Genomic DNA, 14,630 nt, shown 5'->3' on the forward strand with positions numbered 1-14,630 from the left:
AGGGGGGCTGGTTTTCAGCCCCACTGATAACGCAGAACCGTCGCCCTCAGGTTCAACGCACCCGCGTCCTGCTCTGTACGGCCAGGTCTAGTGCCTTTTGCATGTCCAGCCGCGCGGAACGCCCCACGTCCTTGTCATTGAGCTGATAGCTACGCTCCGACGGCAGGATCGGCGCGGTAAGGTCCTGGGCGTCGCTGCGTTCAAAGTCATGGTTGTCGCCAATCGCCATCGAGCTGCGGCGCAAGAGTGTGCGCAATTGCTCGGGTTGCAGTTGCGGGTTGATCGACAGCATGGCCGCCAGCAGGCCCGCGACCATCGGGGTGGCATAGGAGGTGCCGCAATGCACGGCGCCTTCCTCGCCGACGTCGGCCGTGGATGCATGGGCGCAGGCGGCGGCGGTGATATCGACGCGCATGTCGACGTTCGAGGAACTGCGCGTGACCGCATAGGCCGGGTCATCCACGGCGAGGCCGGCCTGCTCGCCGCGCTGGTGGCCGCCCACCACCAACAGTTGCTCGGTGATAAACGAGGAGGGCAGGCGGTAGTCATCCGTGCCGGAGAACGCCGAGCCGTTACCGGCGGAATTCACCACGATCACGTCGGGATGTTCCTTGCGCAGCCATAGGAAAAATTCTTCCAGCAATTCTTCGTAGCCGCTCATGGCAATGCCTGAGCGCACCAGTGAGTCGACGTCCTGGCCGTTGACGTCCCGGGTGCCGACGCGATGGATGCCCCAACTCCAGTTGAGCACGCGTACGCCGTCTTCCACGAGGTTGACCGATGCCGCGATGTTGGCCGTGATGCCGGCATCGGAATTACGCTCGACGATCACGTCGAAACCACCGCTGGCCTTGTCCAGGCCACGCAAAAAACCGCTGTTGCCGCCGTTGTCCCAACGCGCCGCAAGGATGCCGGCGACGGTGGTGCCGTGGCCGTTTGCTGCGTCGGTGTCGCGTGCGTACACGCAGGTTCGACTGGGCGCGCAGGCACCCAGGTAGTCGGCGAAATCCGCCGTGTCGAAGTCCACGCCGCGCTCGATCACGCCTACGCGCACCGGTTTTGGCAGGATCGGCGAGTGCTGCCCCGGGATGCGCCGCTGATAGTAGGCCACCGCGTCGAGAAAGCGGTTGGCGGCCCATTCATCGGAGTCGGCGGGCGGTTTTTTCGGCGCTTCACGGCGCGTGGCGGCGTGCTCGGTTTCTTCGGCGGCGGACTCTTCGATCACCACGGCATCCACGCCGGTCTCGCTGCCCAGGCGCAGCACCAGCGCATCCCGTTGCATCAGGTCCGTGGCCGGCAGGCGCAACTGGAAGACATTCAACGGCGCGATGCTGCCGACCACCGTCGCTCCATATTTGCGCGCCAGGCGCTCGGCTTCCTGGCGGCCGTTCTGGTCTTCTTCGATCAGCACGCTGACCAGGTTCACATAGGTGGTCAGGCCGTCCATGTTCTTCGCCACTTCGCTGGGGCCGGCCGCTACCACCTGGCTGTTGCGCACGCTCAGCCAGGCGGCATTGCTGACGCGCGGGCCGTCTTCCAGCCACAGCGGGCCGCTCTGATAGCGGGCGCTGTCCAGGCGCAGGCGCACGTGGTTGCCGTCGCGTTGTACCGCATCCGCCGGCAGGGCCTTGCCCGCCAGTTTCAGCTGTGGCGGGGCATCGTTCAGGCCGCGAACGGTCAGGCACCAGTCCTGCTGGCGGTTTTCCAACACGTCGCCGCAGCGTTGCAGGTTTTCCAGGCGCAGCGGTGGTTGGGCAGCGCTGGCCGTGGCAGCCAGGCTGAAAAGGGTTGCCAGGGTGGCGAAGCGTAAGGGCATGAGCGGGTTCCTTGCCGGTGGCCTGCTGTTCCGACTACGCCGGGGCTTGCTTCGTTCAGCGCATAACCGACGCCATTGAATTTGAACTCCCGTTTCAGGCGCTTACTCATAACGGGGGAGGGACTTGCACATGACGGACGTGGCCATGACCCAGCAACACGTGCTCCAACGCGACACCGCAGCGGTAGTCTTGCTGGGGCGCTTGTTTGACGTGATCGGCCGCCGCGTGATGATCAGCTTTACTTACGCCATCTCCGGTGTGTTGCTGGCGGTGAGCGGCTATGCCTTCCAACAGGCCGCGGATTGAGGGGCTGACGCCAGCCGCAATGTTCAGCGCTGCTTGCGTGATTCGAGGCCCGCGAACACCAGCATGCCCGCCAGCATGGCCACGCTGAACAGCACCGCCTGCCATCGCCCCGTCAGCAGTAAGGCCACGGCCGGTCCGGGACAGAGCCCGGCAATCGCCCAGCCGATACCGAACACGATGCTGCCCAGCACCAGCCGGCGGTCGATGTTGCGCCGTGTCGGCATCTGCATCGGCGCGCCGAGCAATGCGGTGTCACGCCGCCTGGCGAAGAAGAAAAACACGCTGCTCACCATCAGCGCCCCGAGCATGACCAAGGCCAACGAAGGGTCCCAGTCGCCAGCGAGGTCGAGAAAACCCAGCACCTTGGCCGGGTTTGTCATCCCGCTGAGGTACAGCCCCAGCCCGAAGATCAAGCCCGCCATCAAAGCCGTGATTTTGCGCATGCTCAAGCCCCCACTACATGACGTAGCACGTAGACGCCGGCAAAGCCGCTGCCCATGAAACAACCCACCGCCACCAGCGAGCGCACCGACAACCGTGAAAGCCCGCAGACCCCGTGCCCGCTGGTGCAGCCGGCGCCATAGCGCGTACCGATCCCCACCAACACCCCCGCCAGTACCAGCGCCACGCCACCGACCTGGAACGAGGGCTGCGGCAACGGCGCGCCGAGTAACCAGATCAGGGGCGAGGCGATCAACCCCGCGACGAACACCAGCGCCTCCCCCCGACCATCGCTACGCCTGGACAGCAGGCTGCCGAGCAGACCGCTGATACCGGCAATGCGCCCGTTGAGCAGCATGAACAGGCCGGCGGACAAACCTATCAAGGCACCGCCGAGCAGGGAGGTCCATGGGGTGAAATCGGCGGAGAGGCTCATGGTCGGGACAGCCTTCGGGGATTGGGGGAGTGCATCGATAGCACAGTTTCTGCCCGTATTGCGTGAAATGCCGGTGGTAGATGGGGCGGCTCAAGCCCTGGGGCGCAAGCACCGCTATGATTTTGCGGTGCTGCCTGCATTTCTTTCACCGCTATCTGCCTAACGCACGCATCGTCCGCCCTGAAGACCTGATCCCGGCCGGTGGCGCAGCGGGTATTGCCGCCGCCTTCAATACACCCCTGGCGGAACGCGTGGGGCCTGATGTTTCAAACGACGAAGCGACTCACCATCCTGTTAAGGTCGACCGCCAACTTTGACATTTCTCCGCACGCGCTGGCGGTTTGACTGGCGCCCGCGGAACTCTGCACGGCCAGCTCTCGAATGCTGACCAGATTACGGTCGACTTCACGCGCTACATGAGCTTGTTCTTCAGACGCAGTGGCTATCAAGGTGTTGCGCTCGTTGATCTGCGTAATGGCCTTGGCGATCTGGTCCAGTGAAGTGCTGGCTTCCTGGGCGACGTCGAGGGATTGGGTCGCCAGCTCTTTGCTTTTGCTCATGGCTTCCACCGCTTCGGCTGAGTCGCTCTGCATGGCGGAGATCATCTGTTCGATCTCTTGCGTGGAAGACTGCGTTCGGTGCGCCAGCGCCCTGACCTCGTCCGCCACCACGGCAAAGCCGCGCCCTTGCTCACCGGCCCTTGCGGCTTCAATGGCTGCGTTCAGCGCCAGCAGGTTGGTCTGCTCGGCGATGGCCCTGATCACTTCGACGACTTTGTTAATGCTTTGAGCGCGCTCTGACAGCACCTGAATCTTGTCGCTCGTGGTTTCAACGTTGCCGCTCAGTTTTTGAATGGACTTCAGTGTTTGAGAGACGCGCTCCAGGCCGGTCTCAGTGAACCCCTGGGTGCGACGCGACTCTTCGGAGGCCGACTCTGCATTGCGGGCCACCTCGTCAACCGCCGCGCTCATTTCGGTTACGGCGGTGGCCGCCTGGTTGACCTCATCATTTTGTGAAACAAGGCCTCGACTGGATTCCTCCGTGACCGCCGTCATTTCTTCTGCGGCCGAGGCCAGCTGCGTGGATGAATCACTGATCTGCATGATGGTTTTGCGCAGGTTTTCCTGCATCTGGGCCAGCGCTTTTAACAGGCGTGCGGCTTCATCCTTCCCGCTGACCTGCACTTCTTTGGACAGATCACTGCCGGCTATGCGTTCGGCCACGGACAGGGCTGTACCTATCGGAGTGGTGATGCTCTTGGTCAGAAGGGTCGCCAGCGCGATAGTCAGGACTACGACACCGGCAATAAGGCCACTGATTACCCAGATGCCTTCGGCGTAAGTGGCGGTTGCGTATTGCCCAGCGGCTGTCGCGCCATTGTTGTTGTAGTCAGTCAGGGCTTTGATCTCGCCCTCCAACCGATTCGTCAACGGGCGGATGCCTGTACTCACCTGGCTTACCGCTGCAGGTATGTCAGCGCGCGCCATCAAAGGTTCGAGAATGTCCAGCTGTTTGGCATATGCATCGGCGGACGCTTTAACCACTAGATACAGGGTGCGCTCGTCGTTGCTCGCGATCAGTGGTTCATACTGGGCTACCGCATCCGCCAAGACCTTCCGGTAGCCTGCAAAGGAGGCAACGGTCGACTGAAGGGTTGTAGGGTCAGCGAGCGCGCGCTGAGTTTCAAGCCTCAGCCGCATCACGCCGGAGTTCATTAATGCTGTTTGCCTGATACTTGGCAGCCAGTTGGTTTCAATATCTTTTTCTGCATCCCGCAGTTTGCCCATCTGCACTGCGGCGACTGCGCCGAGTACAAAGACCAATACGATGATTGACGCGAAAAACATGGAAGCTCGTGGAGCTACGTTAAGGTTTCTAAGGTTCATGTGAGCTTCCTGGCTGCGAGGGGGTGCGGGTTAGTCAGGGTATCGACCTGACGTTGGGAAACTTAATCGGGCCGCTTTGGATATTCATGCCACGTCAACGCGCCAGCTGTTACGGTGACCACTCCTGGGGCCAGGGTCGGTGAGGCACTGTGTATCCAGAGTCCATACTTCTGCCGTTGAACCGTAAGAAAGGGATTTTCATGAGAGCGTTTCTGATGGCAGGCCTGGCCTTTGCCGTGAGCGGCTGCGGCAATATTTCCAATATCCGTGCTTATTCCACGGCTTATGTTGAACCCGCCGCGGGTGATACCGCACGCTTGCGCATCATCACCAATGGCATGGCGCGTGGCGTGCCGGGCAGCGATTGCATCGACTGGCGTGTTCCCGGCGCTGGCGTGATGGCGGTGGCCGAATCCGGCTTTGCCGACCAGAATAACGGCCGCAGCCTGGGCATGCCCGAGAGCAACCGTCGGGTGGAGGCGAAAGGCCAGGCGCTGGCGCGTACCGAACTGAAGGTCCCGGCGGGTAAACCGTTCGCGATGAACTTCCAGAGTGAAGGCCACGTTTGCGCCGGCTATTCCTATAGCTGCCAACAAACCTTTCGTTTCACCCCTACGGCGCATCAGGACTATGAATTGATCCTGTTGGACAGTGGCCGGTGTCTGGTCGCGTTGCAGCGTTTGAATGCAGGGGGGGAACCTGCAAATGAGGCTGTTGAGAAGGCGGGGCTTTGTAGAGCGATGGATGTCTTTTAATAGCGAGCGTCTGGGAAGGGGGCGGGTAAACGAACCCACCCCCGTTCCGCGTCAAAGCCCGCTTCGTTACTTCAATTTAATGAGTGTGTTGGATCGAAAAAAACCATGAGTCAGATCTGCATTTCAAACCCAAGAACCTCCCTGCGCATTCGTTGGCTGAAAGCGCTATTGCCGTTCTCATTGCTCTTTCTGATGTTTGGCGCTGAGGCCGCCCTGGGGGCCGTGAGCGACAAAGCAGTTAGCCTTTTCGCGGCAGGGCAGTATCAGGCGACGATTGAGGAAGCGGATCGCGTGCTTGAAGCCGACCCTGCCAACTCCGAGGCGTTGAATATCAAGGCGCTGGCAGTCTCTGTGCTGGGCGATGACCGTACCGCCATCGTCCTGGTTACCCAGGCACTGGAGGCGGCTAAACAGAACGGCCAAGCCTCGACCGCGCAACAGGCGACCTACTGGAACAACCTCGGCTATCTTCACGAGCGACTACGCAATTTCGAGATTGCCCTTGGCTACTATGAAACATCCTTGAAAATGCGCCTCGCGGTACTTGGCACGGATGACCTGATAATTGCCGACAGCTACAACAACATCGGTACCGCGCAGAGCAAACTGGGCCGATATGAAGAGGCCTTCGAAAACCTGCGCAAAAATATCGCGTTGAGAAAGCGACTGCTCGGCGACAACGACGCTTCGGTAGCCGTCTCGCTGAACAACTTGGGCAATGCCTATAACCTCCAGGGCAAGTACGAGGCGGCGCTGCCGCTTTTTCAACAGGCGCTGGATATCGACATGGCCCTGCATGGTCCGCGCCATCCGACGGTCGCCATCCGCTGGAACAACCTCGGCGACGCCTATCGCGGCCTGGGCCAGTACGATAAAGCGGAAGCCTTCCTGACGATGGCGCTGAACAGTGACCAGGCAACGTTTGGCGAGCATCACCCCAAAATAATTTTGCGCCACTTCAACCTTGCGCGAGTCTACGAGGCTCAAGGCGACACCGCCAAGGCACGCGCCGCCTATACAAAGGCTCTTCAGATACTCAGGCAGGTCGACCCCGATGACTTGGCGCAAATCCGCTACTTCGAAGAAAAACTGCGAACACTGCAAGGCTAGTGTGTGCGCATCGGAGGGGCATTTTTTTCATGCGTCTCTCCCATGCCGACGCTTGCGTCAGAACCCTTGGCTGAAGCTGATGCCGCGCATAATCGAGAAACGTGGGTCGATCAGTTTCAGCGCCTGTTCGCCCTTCACCTTGGCCACGGTTACGTTGTAGGTCTTGGGCGCGTCGCAGAGAACTTCCGGTTGCGTGCGAGTTTTTCGATGGCCGGGTTTTTTTGGACTAGGCAGCGATGGGTCGCTGGGGGGATGTCGACGGGCAGCATCCAGGATTTTTCCACGGCGGGGCCCATCTGCTGGGGGTTAGCGGTGGTGTTCTGGATCTTGGCGATCTCATACCCCTGGGCGTAACGAAGCCGGACGCCTGCGGTACGTACGCGGTGCGGCCAGGTGTAGGGATCTGGTTTATGGGGAAGGGGTTTTGAGCTTGCGGATGCGCCAACATCCTACGTTCAAGGATTGGCTTTCATCCGCCCCAGAATCGCCGTGCGCAGGCATTGCCAGGCGATAAACCCGATCACCAGAACCTCGGCCACACCCAAAAATACATTGAATGAAAACGCGACCGGCTGCTCGGCCCAGTAGAACGTCGTGTATCCCGATCTAAAACCGCTGATTCGCAGTCGCCCGCTGATCACCGCCGGCACTAATGCGACGATCTGATTCAGCTCCAGCACTGCGAGGAAAGTGCCTATCAGCGCGAGCAGGGCGCGCGCGGGGATGCCGAGTTGTTCGGTCGACTCAGCCGCCGGCACGGGGCCTTTGGTTTTGCGCTGCCTGGCGATCTTCGCCGGCGTTGGCGCCGGCCGATAGGGTGCCGGTTTAGCGACCGCCGATTCAAGGACGACCTCGCCAGGCATGGCCACGTCGAGGTAGTCGGCCAGTGTGCGCAGCCACAGGTCGGTGCGTTTGCTGCCCGGCACCACCGGAATGTTGTCGGTGGTCAACCGGTGCTCGCCGCCATCACGCATTACCAGCCACAACTGGGTGTGGATGGGCTCGGCCTGCTCGCGACGACGCAGTTCCAGGGCGCGCGGGTTATCGATGTTGAATACCGACTTCACACGCTCTCGGCGCCCGAAAAAGTTCTGCGTGCGGCGCTTGCCTTCGCCGCCGACGCGTGACAACAACAACGACTCGCGCGAGCCCATGTACGCCATCAGGGACAGGCCCAAGGCAGGCATCAGCAGCAGCGAGAGTATTAACAGGAGGGTCGACAACGGATTCAGATCAGCCAGCTGCGCTTGCCATTCGGTAAGCCAGAACCCGACGCAGGCCACCGGCAGGATGAAGGTGATTGCGCCGGTCAGCAGCATAAATGCGCTTTGCACGAGGTTGCGTGAATGGATATGCAGATCGCCGTTGGCGAGATGTTCGAAGCGGTGGCCGATTAGCATGTCGAGATCCATGGGCGCCGGGCTCAATACCGCTTCAGGGGCCGGTAGGCTGGGGGCGAGGTTGATGTCGCGCAGAATACCGTATGCAGGGCCTGCTTTCTAAGCGCATCCCATCCAGATGACAGCCTCCGTCCATGCGGTCACCCTCGGTGCCAATCCCCAGGGGGTGGTTTCCGCGCTCGCCGACACCCTGTCATCGTCCCCGGTGAAACAAACAGATGCCCGCTGAACGTTGCTTGGAGTGCGCCAGCTGTGAAATTCATCTCCAGTTCTGTGGTCTGTACAACGATCCCGTAAAGGACTGGTTCCAATGTCTATTCGCCGTACCCTTTGTTTTCTGACGCTGCCGCTATTTGCCGGCTGTCAGTATTTTCCTCATTTCCATTACTTCAAAGCGCCTGAAAACGAGCCGAACCCCGCTTGGGTCAGGGTCGTGAACTTCACTCAGCATGCCGATATTTATCAATACGAGAACGGCGTGCGTTCGGGAGGCTCCGTCCGGACGGGGCCTCTTCCATTTACCCACACGCAAGACGTGGGCATGCCCAAGGCCGGGCAGAATTTGACTTCCGACTACTATGAAACACCCATAAGGCCGGGCATCGAGACGCAAGTGAGTATGTTCTGGAAGGGCTCGCGCACCCGCTCGTGCTACGTCACAACTCAATTCACGCCACAGGCCGGGCGCTATTATCAATTCAGGCTGACATCCGGTTCGGGGGGGACTTGTACGTTGTATCCGTCGCTGATCGAACGCGATAACGACGGGACCGGATGGCATCTGACGCCCAATCCTGAGGTTACGTACATAGGCGAGGGGCCCACTGCCAAAATGCATTACAACAATAGCCGCTTTGAAGACCCCAACTACCACCCACCTGCGGATCTCTATCCCGGCATCGACGTTAACTGAAAGGGGGATTTCGTAGATCGAATGGGCTCGTCTGGCCTATAGGAGCCCGTAACCACTGGGAGCATTGACGAAGTTGAGTCAGGCATATGCCGGCGGAAGCCGCGCTGCCACTTGCCCCCAGCATCTTCTGATTTCTCTGATAATGCCGCTGTCACCCAGCTTGTTCGTAGAGACCTCACATACCGACAAATGCTCTAACAGCCATTCATCTGTCCATCCCGCCCATTCACCTGTAATGGACTTGAGGTTGCCTTCAAGCACAGGGAAAACTTCACCCCAAAGGATGCTGTGAATGTCTTGGGGCGAATAGCCTGTTTCCAGGACCACGCGAGCGACGTAGTCAAAAGTCGAGTCGGTGATTTCAGTATCGAGAAAAAACTCTGAAAGTGCCTGCCAGATCTTCAAGCGGTTTGCGTCGACAGTTTTCATGCAATATCCCGAAGCTTGGAGGGCGCCCAGCGGCTAGAAGGCATAGTAGCCGAAAGCGTTCAGACAGATATTCGCCGTCAGGACGGGCCGCTTTCGGCCCAGAGCGGACATAACTATCGTTATTATCGTTCGTCTAAAACAACCACATAATCGGAGAAGTCCACATCACCAACACCGTCGCTACATTCCAATGTCATCTTGCTATCGGACTCGCAGACGTGAATTCCTGCATTGCCAACCCATGCATTAATGCCAAAAGTGCTTTTCCATACGTTCCAGATTTTTAAAGTACTTCCGACTTTGGAAAACACTTCTATCTCTACAGCATCAGGACTGGAATCAGACCACAAAATTATCTCGGGATAGCCATCGCGGGAGCCGTCCACGACGATCTGCCCACTTACCGTCTTTAATGCTAACCCTTGCACTCGACCGTTCGTAGCACCCAATCGGCGAATTGAAAAGACGGTTCTGGGCTTCGTGATCTCGATCTCCATAATCGCAACGACGGTTGTCCCATTGAAAGTTATGGGCTTTCCTTTAGTGCGCATAAATATCGAAGAGAGCGTTTCTTCCATTTTCAGTCCCCGGGACTTCTCAGCCCGTTTGAGTCAGCTTGGCCCAGGCGAGGTTAGCATCTCTATAGTTTGCGGGTCTCATGAGCGGCTACTTTTGGCCGAAAGCAGCCCCTCTCATCGCAAACCCGTCTACTATGCCTTCCCCGGCAGTGGTTCCAAGCGCTACCGACTCAACTGTTAAAGGTATCGCAATGTCCATCGAGCAAATCTCCCTCCCCAAAGGCGTTGGCCCTCACGCCACTAAGCTGCTTGACGCCATCACCGGCGCTGCCACCCATGACGAGCTCAACCGCGCAGGCGGCAAGGCCGAGGGTTTTGTGTTGGGGCTTGAATCCACCAAGGCCATCAAAAGCCAGATCGCCGAGTCGTTGTATGTGGCCTATGACGACGCGGCGAGCAATCGGGCGAGTGAGTTGAAGGGCTGATGATCAGCCGGGGCAGGGCGCTTCGCGGTCGAGGAGTCTGGCGGTGAGGAGTACGCCCAGTTCGCTCAGTTGGTGGATGGCCAGGGCGATGTCGCGGTGTTTGCCGTTGAGGTCTTCGCACAGGTCGAGCAGCAGGGTGCTGACGCTGGTGAAGGTTTCATAGCTGTTGGTGATGAGGGTTTCGTTGCTGGCGTCGGGTGCGACGGTGAAGAGGGGGTTGAATCAGTTTTTGCTTGAGACATAACGATATCCAGTTTTGGGCCGTCACCTCGTCGCTACTAAACAAAAAGGTGGCAGCTGTGCGCAGGTTAGTAGACCGGTGGATATCAAAGCCGGCGCGCCCGAAGGCGCCCTACGCACAGCCACCATCGAGCACAGACGCAATGTCTGCTTGGTGAAGCTTATGCACTTTTCAATACCCAACTCAGGCTACTAAACCCGATCCCCGAGATGTCGGCGACCGAGCCACCTTAGAGACGGCTACCCAGGTGCACAAGTCGGCGGATTCTGACGCACGCGTAGGCAATGCAGCAAGTTGGAGTCGCTCGATTTTCGCTTGTGAGAACGTGTACAGTCGGCTCCTGGACAAGGACTGCTTACCAAGGACGCACCATGACATTGACCGTCGACACCTTCCTCGAACTGGCCATGGCCAACCCCATCAACGCCGAAATCACCGCGCGTCTACCCGACCTCGGTGTGGACCAGTGCATGCTCACGGCGGGTTGTCTGTTCCAGGCGGTGTGGAATCACCAGATGAAGCTACCGGCCGATCAGGGGGTGAAAGACTACGACGTCTTTTACTTCGATACGGACCTGTCCTACGAGGCGGAGGACGCGGTGATTCGCCGGGCTGACGGCTTGTTCAAGGACCTGGGCGTGAATGTGGAGGTCAAGAACCAGGCGCGGGTGCACCTTTGGTATGGGCAGCGCTTCGGTCGGCCTTACCCACAATTGCAATCGACCCGGCAGGGGGTGGATCGTTACCTGGTGGCGGGGACGTGCATCGCGTTGGATATCGCCAGCGGTGAGGTGTACGCCCCGTATGGGCTGGCGGATGTGGAGCAAGGAGTGTTGCGGATCAACCCATTGCATCCGGAGCAGGCGCTGTTTGCTGAGAAGGCCAGGAGTTATCAGGCGCGGTGGCCTTGGCTCACGATTGTGGAGCCGTCGGCCGGGCAATAGGGCTTTAGTGAGAGGGCGATGCAGGTGCCTTGGCCAGGCAAGGAGACTGAGGCGATCCCATCGCAGCCTCGCTGGGGCTCGACAGCTCCCACCGGTTAATCCCGTGGTGCCAGCGGCTTTTTTATCCGGCAGTGAGGCTGAGCAGCCATCCCAGCCCAGCGCTTGCCGCCACCACCAGCCACGGCGGCAACTTCCAGGCCATCAACGCTACCAGCGCGAGCACGGCCAAACCGAGGTCGTAGACGCTGAAAATCGCGCTGGTCCACACCGGGCGGTACAGCGCGGCCAACAGCAGGCCCACCACGCCGGCATTCACGCCGGCCAGGGCGGCTTGGGTGCGTGGGCTGCGGCGCAGGGTTTCCCAAAAAGGCAGGGCGCCGAACACCAGCAGGAATGATGGGGCGAAGATGGCGAGCAGGCAGATCAGGCCGCCCAGCCAGCCGTTCGGGTCAGGTTGCATGGCGGCGCCGAGGAAGGCCGCGAACGTGAACAGAGGGCCGGGCACGGCTTGGGCGGCGCCGTAGCCGGCGAGGAACAGGTCGTTGCTGATCCACTGCGGCGGCACCACTTCGGCTTGCAGCAGCGGCAGCACCACGTGGCCGCCGCCGAACACCAATGCACCGGCGCGGTAGAAGGCGTCTACCAGCGCCAGGCCTTGGTTGGGCAGGTTTTGCGCCAGCAGCGGCAAGGCCATCAGCAACAGCGCAAACAGCAGTAGCCACAGGGCGCCGGTGCGACGGCGGATGGGCATGGGCAGCGCTTCGTGTTCGGCGTTCGGCGTGGGTTTTAAAAGCAGCAGGCCGATCACGCCGGTGACGACAATCACGCCCACTTGGCCCCAGGCGGAAGGCACGAGCAAGGCCACGCCACCGGCGATCAGCATCAGCATGAGGCGGGCCGCGCCCTGGCACAGATTGCGCGCCATGCCCCACACGGCTTGGGCGACCACGGCCACAGCGACCACTTTAAGGCCGTGCAGCACGCCGGGCGGCAGGGCGCTGCTGTGGTGCGCAATGCCCAGGGCGAACAGCACCAGCAGCACGGCGGATGGCAAGGTGAACCCGGCCCAGGCGGCCACGGCACCGCCATAACCCGCCCGCGACAGGCCCAGAGCGATGCCGACCTGACTGCTGGCGGGGCCGGGCAGGAATTGGCACAGCGCGACCAGGTCGGCATAGCTGCGCTCACTGAGCCAGCGCCGCCGCGTCACGAACTCGGCGCGAAAATAGCCGAGGTGGGCGATGGGGCCGCCGAACGAGGTGAGGCCCAGGCGCAGGAAGATCAGGAACACCGACCAGGGGCTGTTGGAGCAATCGGCGCGGGTGTTGGTCACGGTTGGGGTCTCTGGTGGTGCTCAAAAAAGGTGGAAGAGTGCCATTTTTGCCGCCGTTATTGAATTTATTCGCGGTAGTTCGAGTCACTCAAGCATAGCGTTGCTTTCTACCCCTCCAGCTCAAGGACCGACCATGACCTTCTTCATCTTCCTGCTCGCCTGCGCCGCCGCCGCCAGCACCGGCATTATCTTCAAGCCCGGCGCCTGGTACGAATCCCTGGTCAAGCCCAGCTTCACCCCGCCCAATTGGCTGTTCCCGGTCGCGTGGACCATCATCTACCTGCTGCTGGCCTGGGCCGGTTATCGTCTGAGCCTGATACCGGGCAGCGAAATGGTGTTGGCGCTGTGGGCCGCACAAATCGCCTTGAACACCTTGTGGACGCCGGTGTTCTTCGGTGCCCATCGCCTGCTCGCCGGCATGGTGGTTATCGTGCTGCTATGGCTCACCGTGGCGGCGATGGTGGTATTGGCGGTGCGCCTGGACCTGATCACCGGCTTGATCCTGTTCCCGTACCTGGCGTGGCTCTGCGTGGCGGCGGCGCTGAATTTCTCGATCTTGCGCAATAACCGCTGATGGCTCACAAACTCTGGCCTGCGAGCGAGGCTGAACTGGCCCAAATGCGCCGCTTCAATCAAAAGCTCGCGTGGATGCCGCGCTTTAAAATCCGCAACCGCGTCACACCGCGTCTGATCCAGGCGCTGTTGCGTGCAAGCCAAACGTTCAAGCAGGCGCCCGTGGTCGAATGCAAAGTGGTGGCGGGCGTGCCCGTGCGCATCCTGCGCCCGAGCGGCCCGCCCAAGGGGGTGGTACTGGATATTCACGGCGGCGGTTGGGTGATCGGCAATGCGCAGATGGACGACGACCTCAACCTCGGCATGGTCAACGCGTGCGACGTGGCGGTGATGTCGGTGGATTATCGGCTGGCGGTGGATACGCCGGTTGAAGGGCTGTTGGAGGACTGCCTGGCGGCGGCGCATTGGTTGCTCGCCGAGGAAGAGTTTGCGCATTTGCCGGTGGTCTTCGTCGGCGAATCGGCCGGCGGGCATCTGGCGGCGGCGACGTTGCTGGTGTTCAAACAATGGCCAGAGTTGCTCAAACGGGTAAGCGGTGCGGTGTTGTATTACGGCGTTTACGATTTGACTGGCACACCGAGCGTGCGCCAGGCCGGGCCGAGCACGTTATTGCTGGACGGGCCGGGGATGGTCGAGGCGTTGCGCTTGCTCACGCCGGAATTAAGTGATGAACAGCGCAGGCAACCGCCGTTGTCGCCGTTGTATGGCGACTTTGAAGGTATGCCGCCAGCGTTGATGTTCGTGGGCGAGTTGGACCCGCTCAGGGACGACACGTTGCTCATTGCTGAACGATGGCCGCAGGCCGAGGCCCATCTGCTGCCGGAGTCGGCGCACGGGTTCATTCATTTTCCGGTGGCGATGGCGGATGGGGTGTTGGGGTATGGCCGAAGGTGGATCACGAAACGTATCAATGGCGAACAATAAAGCCGTTCGCCACAACGGCTGATCGGCATGATTTAAAAGGCTAGGCAGGCGGAAAGTCCTTATAGCACTTTGGCAGGTATCCCCAGATTCTCAGCACACATATCCACCCATTTTTCAGG

At 60.4% G+C, this 14,630-nt stretch carries 17 protein-coding genes and 1 pseudogene; 9 read left to right on the top strand and 9 right to left on the bottom strand.

Annotated elements, in window-relative coordinates:
- Nucleotides 1–52: 52 nt before the first annotated feature.
- Nucleotides 53–1,816, bottom strand: coding sequence for a S8/S53 family peptidase (locus AB4O23_RS13250; protein ID WP_460069694.1), 1,764 nt, complete (start codon nt 1,814–1,816; stop codon nt 53–55).
- Nucleotides 1,817–1,946: 130 nt separating this feature from the next.
- Between AB4O23_RS13250 and AB4O23_RS13255 the strand changes: the two genes are divergently transcribed.
- Nucleotides 1,947–2,123, top strand: a complete 177-nt coding sequence (locus AB4O23_RS13255) for a hypothetical protein (protein ID WP_017527796.1) — start codon at nt 1,947–1,949, stop codon at nt 2,121–2,123.
- A 23-nt stretch (nt 2,124–2,146) separates the two neighbouring features.
- Here the strand turns inward: AB4O23_RS13255 and AB4O23_RS13260 are convergent, their stop codons facing one another.
- Together AB4O23_RS13260 and AB4O23_RS13265 are read right to left on the bottom strand one after the other, a co-directional pair.
- Nucleotides 2,147–2,566 (bottom strand): DUF6691 family protein, encoded by a 420-nt coding sequence (locus AB4O23_RS13260; RefSeq protein ID WP_017527797.1) that lies wholly within the window; start codon nt 2,564–2,566, stop codon nt 2,147–2,149.
- Between the two features lie 2 nt (nt 2,567–2,568).
- Nucleotides 2,569–3,000, bottom strand: a complete 432-nt coding sequence (locus tag AB4O23_RS13265; protein ID WP_017527798.1) for a YeeE/YedE family protein — start codon at nt 2,998–3,000, stop codon at nt 2,569–2,571.
- Between the two features lie 134 nt (nt 3,001–3,134).
- On the opposite strand from AB4O23_RS13265, the pseudogene AB4O23_RS13270 reads away from it, so the two are divergent.
- Nucleotides 3,135–3,245: pseudogene (locus tag AB4O23_RS13270) on the top strand (chloride channel protein); the annotation flags it as partial.
- A gap of 21 nt (nt 3,246–3,266) precedes the next feature.
- Here AB4O23_RS13270 and AB4O23_RS13275 read toward each other — a convergent pair.
- A complete protein-coding gene (locus AB4O23_RS13275; protein WP_460063944.1) occupies nt 3,267–4,847 on the bottom strand; it encodes a methyl-accepting chemotaxis protein in 1,581 nt (526 codons plus the stop codon).
- A 254-nt stretch (nt 4,848–5,101) separates the two neighbouring features.
- Between AB4O23_RS13275 and AB4O23_RS13280 the strand changes: the two genes are divergently transcribed.
- Nucleotides 5,102–5,641, top strand: coding sequence for a hypothetical protein (locus AB4O23_RS13280; RefSeq protein WP_460147134.1), 540 nt, complete (start codon nt 5,102–5,104; stop codon nt 5,639–5,641).
- A 105-nt stretch (nt 5,642–5,746) separates the two neighbouring features.
- Nucleotides 5,747–6,751, top strand: a complete 1,005-nt coding sequence (locus AB4O23_RS13285) for a tetratricopeptide repeat protein (RefSeq protein ID WP_065877684.1) — start codon at nt 5,747–5,749, stop codon at nt 6,749–6,751.
- 455 nt (nt 6,752–7,206) lie between these two features.
- Here the strand turns inward: AB4O23_RS13285 and AB4O23_RS13290 are convergent, their stop codons facing one another.
- The gene (locus AB4O23_RS13290; RefSeq protein WP_460089256.1) at nt 7,207–8,163 is read right to left on the bottom strand and encodes a hypothetical protein; all 957 of its coding nucleotides are present in this window, start codon (nt 8,161–8,163) and stop codon (nt 7,207–7,209) included.
- A 298-nt stretch (nt 8,164–8,461) separates the two neighbouring features.
- Here AB4O23_RS13290 and AB4O23_RS13295 point away from each other — a divergent pair, with 298 nt between their 5' ends.
- A complete protein-coding gene (locus AB4O23_RS13295; protein ID WP_116077705.1) occupies nt 8,462–9,064 on the top strand; it encodes a hypothetical protein in 603 nt (200 codons plus the stop codon).
- A 78-nt stretch (nt 9,065–9,142) separates the two neighbouring features.
- On the opposite strand, the gene AB4O23_RS13300 is transcribed toward AB4O23_RS13295, so the two are convergent.
- Together AB4O23_RS13300 and AB4O23_RS13305 are read right to left on the bottom strand one after the other, a co-directional pair.
- Nucleotides 9,143–9,493, bottom strand: a complete 351-nt coding sequence (locus tag AB4O23_RS13300; RefSeq protein ID WP_017527804.1) for a DUF7079 family protein — start codon at nt 9,491–9,493, stop codon at nt 9,143–9,145.
- Nucleotides 9,494–9,615: 122 nt separating this feature from the next.
- The gene (locus AB4O23_RS13305; RefSeq protein ID WP_068935563.1) at nt 9,616–10,071 is read right to left on the bottom strand and encodes a hypothetical protein; all 456 of its coding nucleotides are present in this window, start codon (nt 10,069–10,071) and stop codon (nt 9,616–9,618) included.
- 191 nt (nt 10,072–10,262) lie between these two features.
- Between AB4O23_RS13305 and AB4O23_RS13310 the strand changes: the two genes are divergently transcribed.
- Nucleotides 10,263–10,496 carry a hypothetical protein gene (locus AB4O23_RS13310; RefSeq protein WP_068935561.1) on the top strand — a complete coding sequence of 78 codons (234 nt, stop codon included), beginning with the start codon at nt 10,263–10,265 and terminating at the stop codon, nt 10,494–10,496.
- A 3-nt stretch (nt 10,497–10,499) separates the two neighbouring features.
- Here the strand turns inward: AB4O23_RS13310 and AB4O23_RS13315 are convergent, their stop codons facing one another.
- Complete coding sequence (locus AB4O23_RS13315; RefSeq protein ID WP_460063947.1) at nt 10,500–10,670, bottom strand: DUF6124 family protein; 171 nt, start codon at nt 10,668–10,670, stop codon at nt 10,500–10,502.
- 438 nt (nt 10,671–11,108) lie between these two features.
- On the opposite strand from AB4O23_RS13315, the gene AB4O23_RS13320 reads away from it, so the two are divergent.
- Nucleotides 11,109–11,681 carry a nucleotidyltransferase family protein gene (locus AB4O23_RS13320; protein ID WP_065877673.1) on the top strand — a complete coding sequence of 191 codons (573 nt, stop codon included), beginning with the start codon at nt 11,109–11,111 and terminating at the stop codon, nt 11,679–11,681.
- 121 nt (nt 11,682–11,802) lie between these two features.
- Here the strand turns inward: AB4O23_RS13320 and chrA are convergent, their stop codons facing one another.
- A complete protein-coding gene (chrA, locus tag AB4O23_RS13325) occupies nt 11,803–13,014 on the bottom strand; it encodes a chromate efflux transporter (RefSeq protein ID WP_065877672.1) in 1,212 nt (403 codons plus the stop codon).
- A gap of 133 nt (nt 13,015–13,147) precedes the next feature.
- Between chrA and tspO the strand changes: the two genes are divergently transcribed.
- Complete coding sequence (gene tspO, locus AB4O23_RS13330; protein ID WP_017527810.1) at nt 13,148–13,588, top strand: tryptophan-rich sensory protein TspO; 441 nt, start codon at nt 13,148–13,150, stop codon at nt 13,586–13,588.
- Nucleotides 13,588–14,511: an alpha/beta hydrolase gene (locus AB4O23_RS13335; protein ID WP_460069689.1), complete on the top strand. Its 924-nt coding sequence runs from the start codon at nt 13,588–13,590 to the stop codon at nt 14,509–14,511. The genes tspO and AB4O23_RS13335 overlap by 1 nt, the downstream gene beginning before the upstream one ends.
- The last annotated feature ends 119 nt before the right edge of the window (nt 14,512–14,630 follow it).

The organism is Pseudomonas sp. H2_A10 (assembly GCF_054680085.1).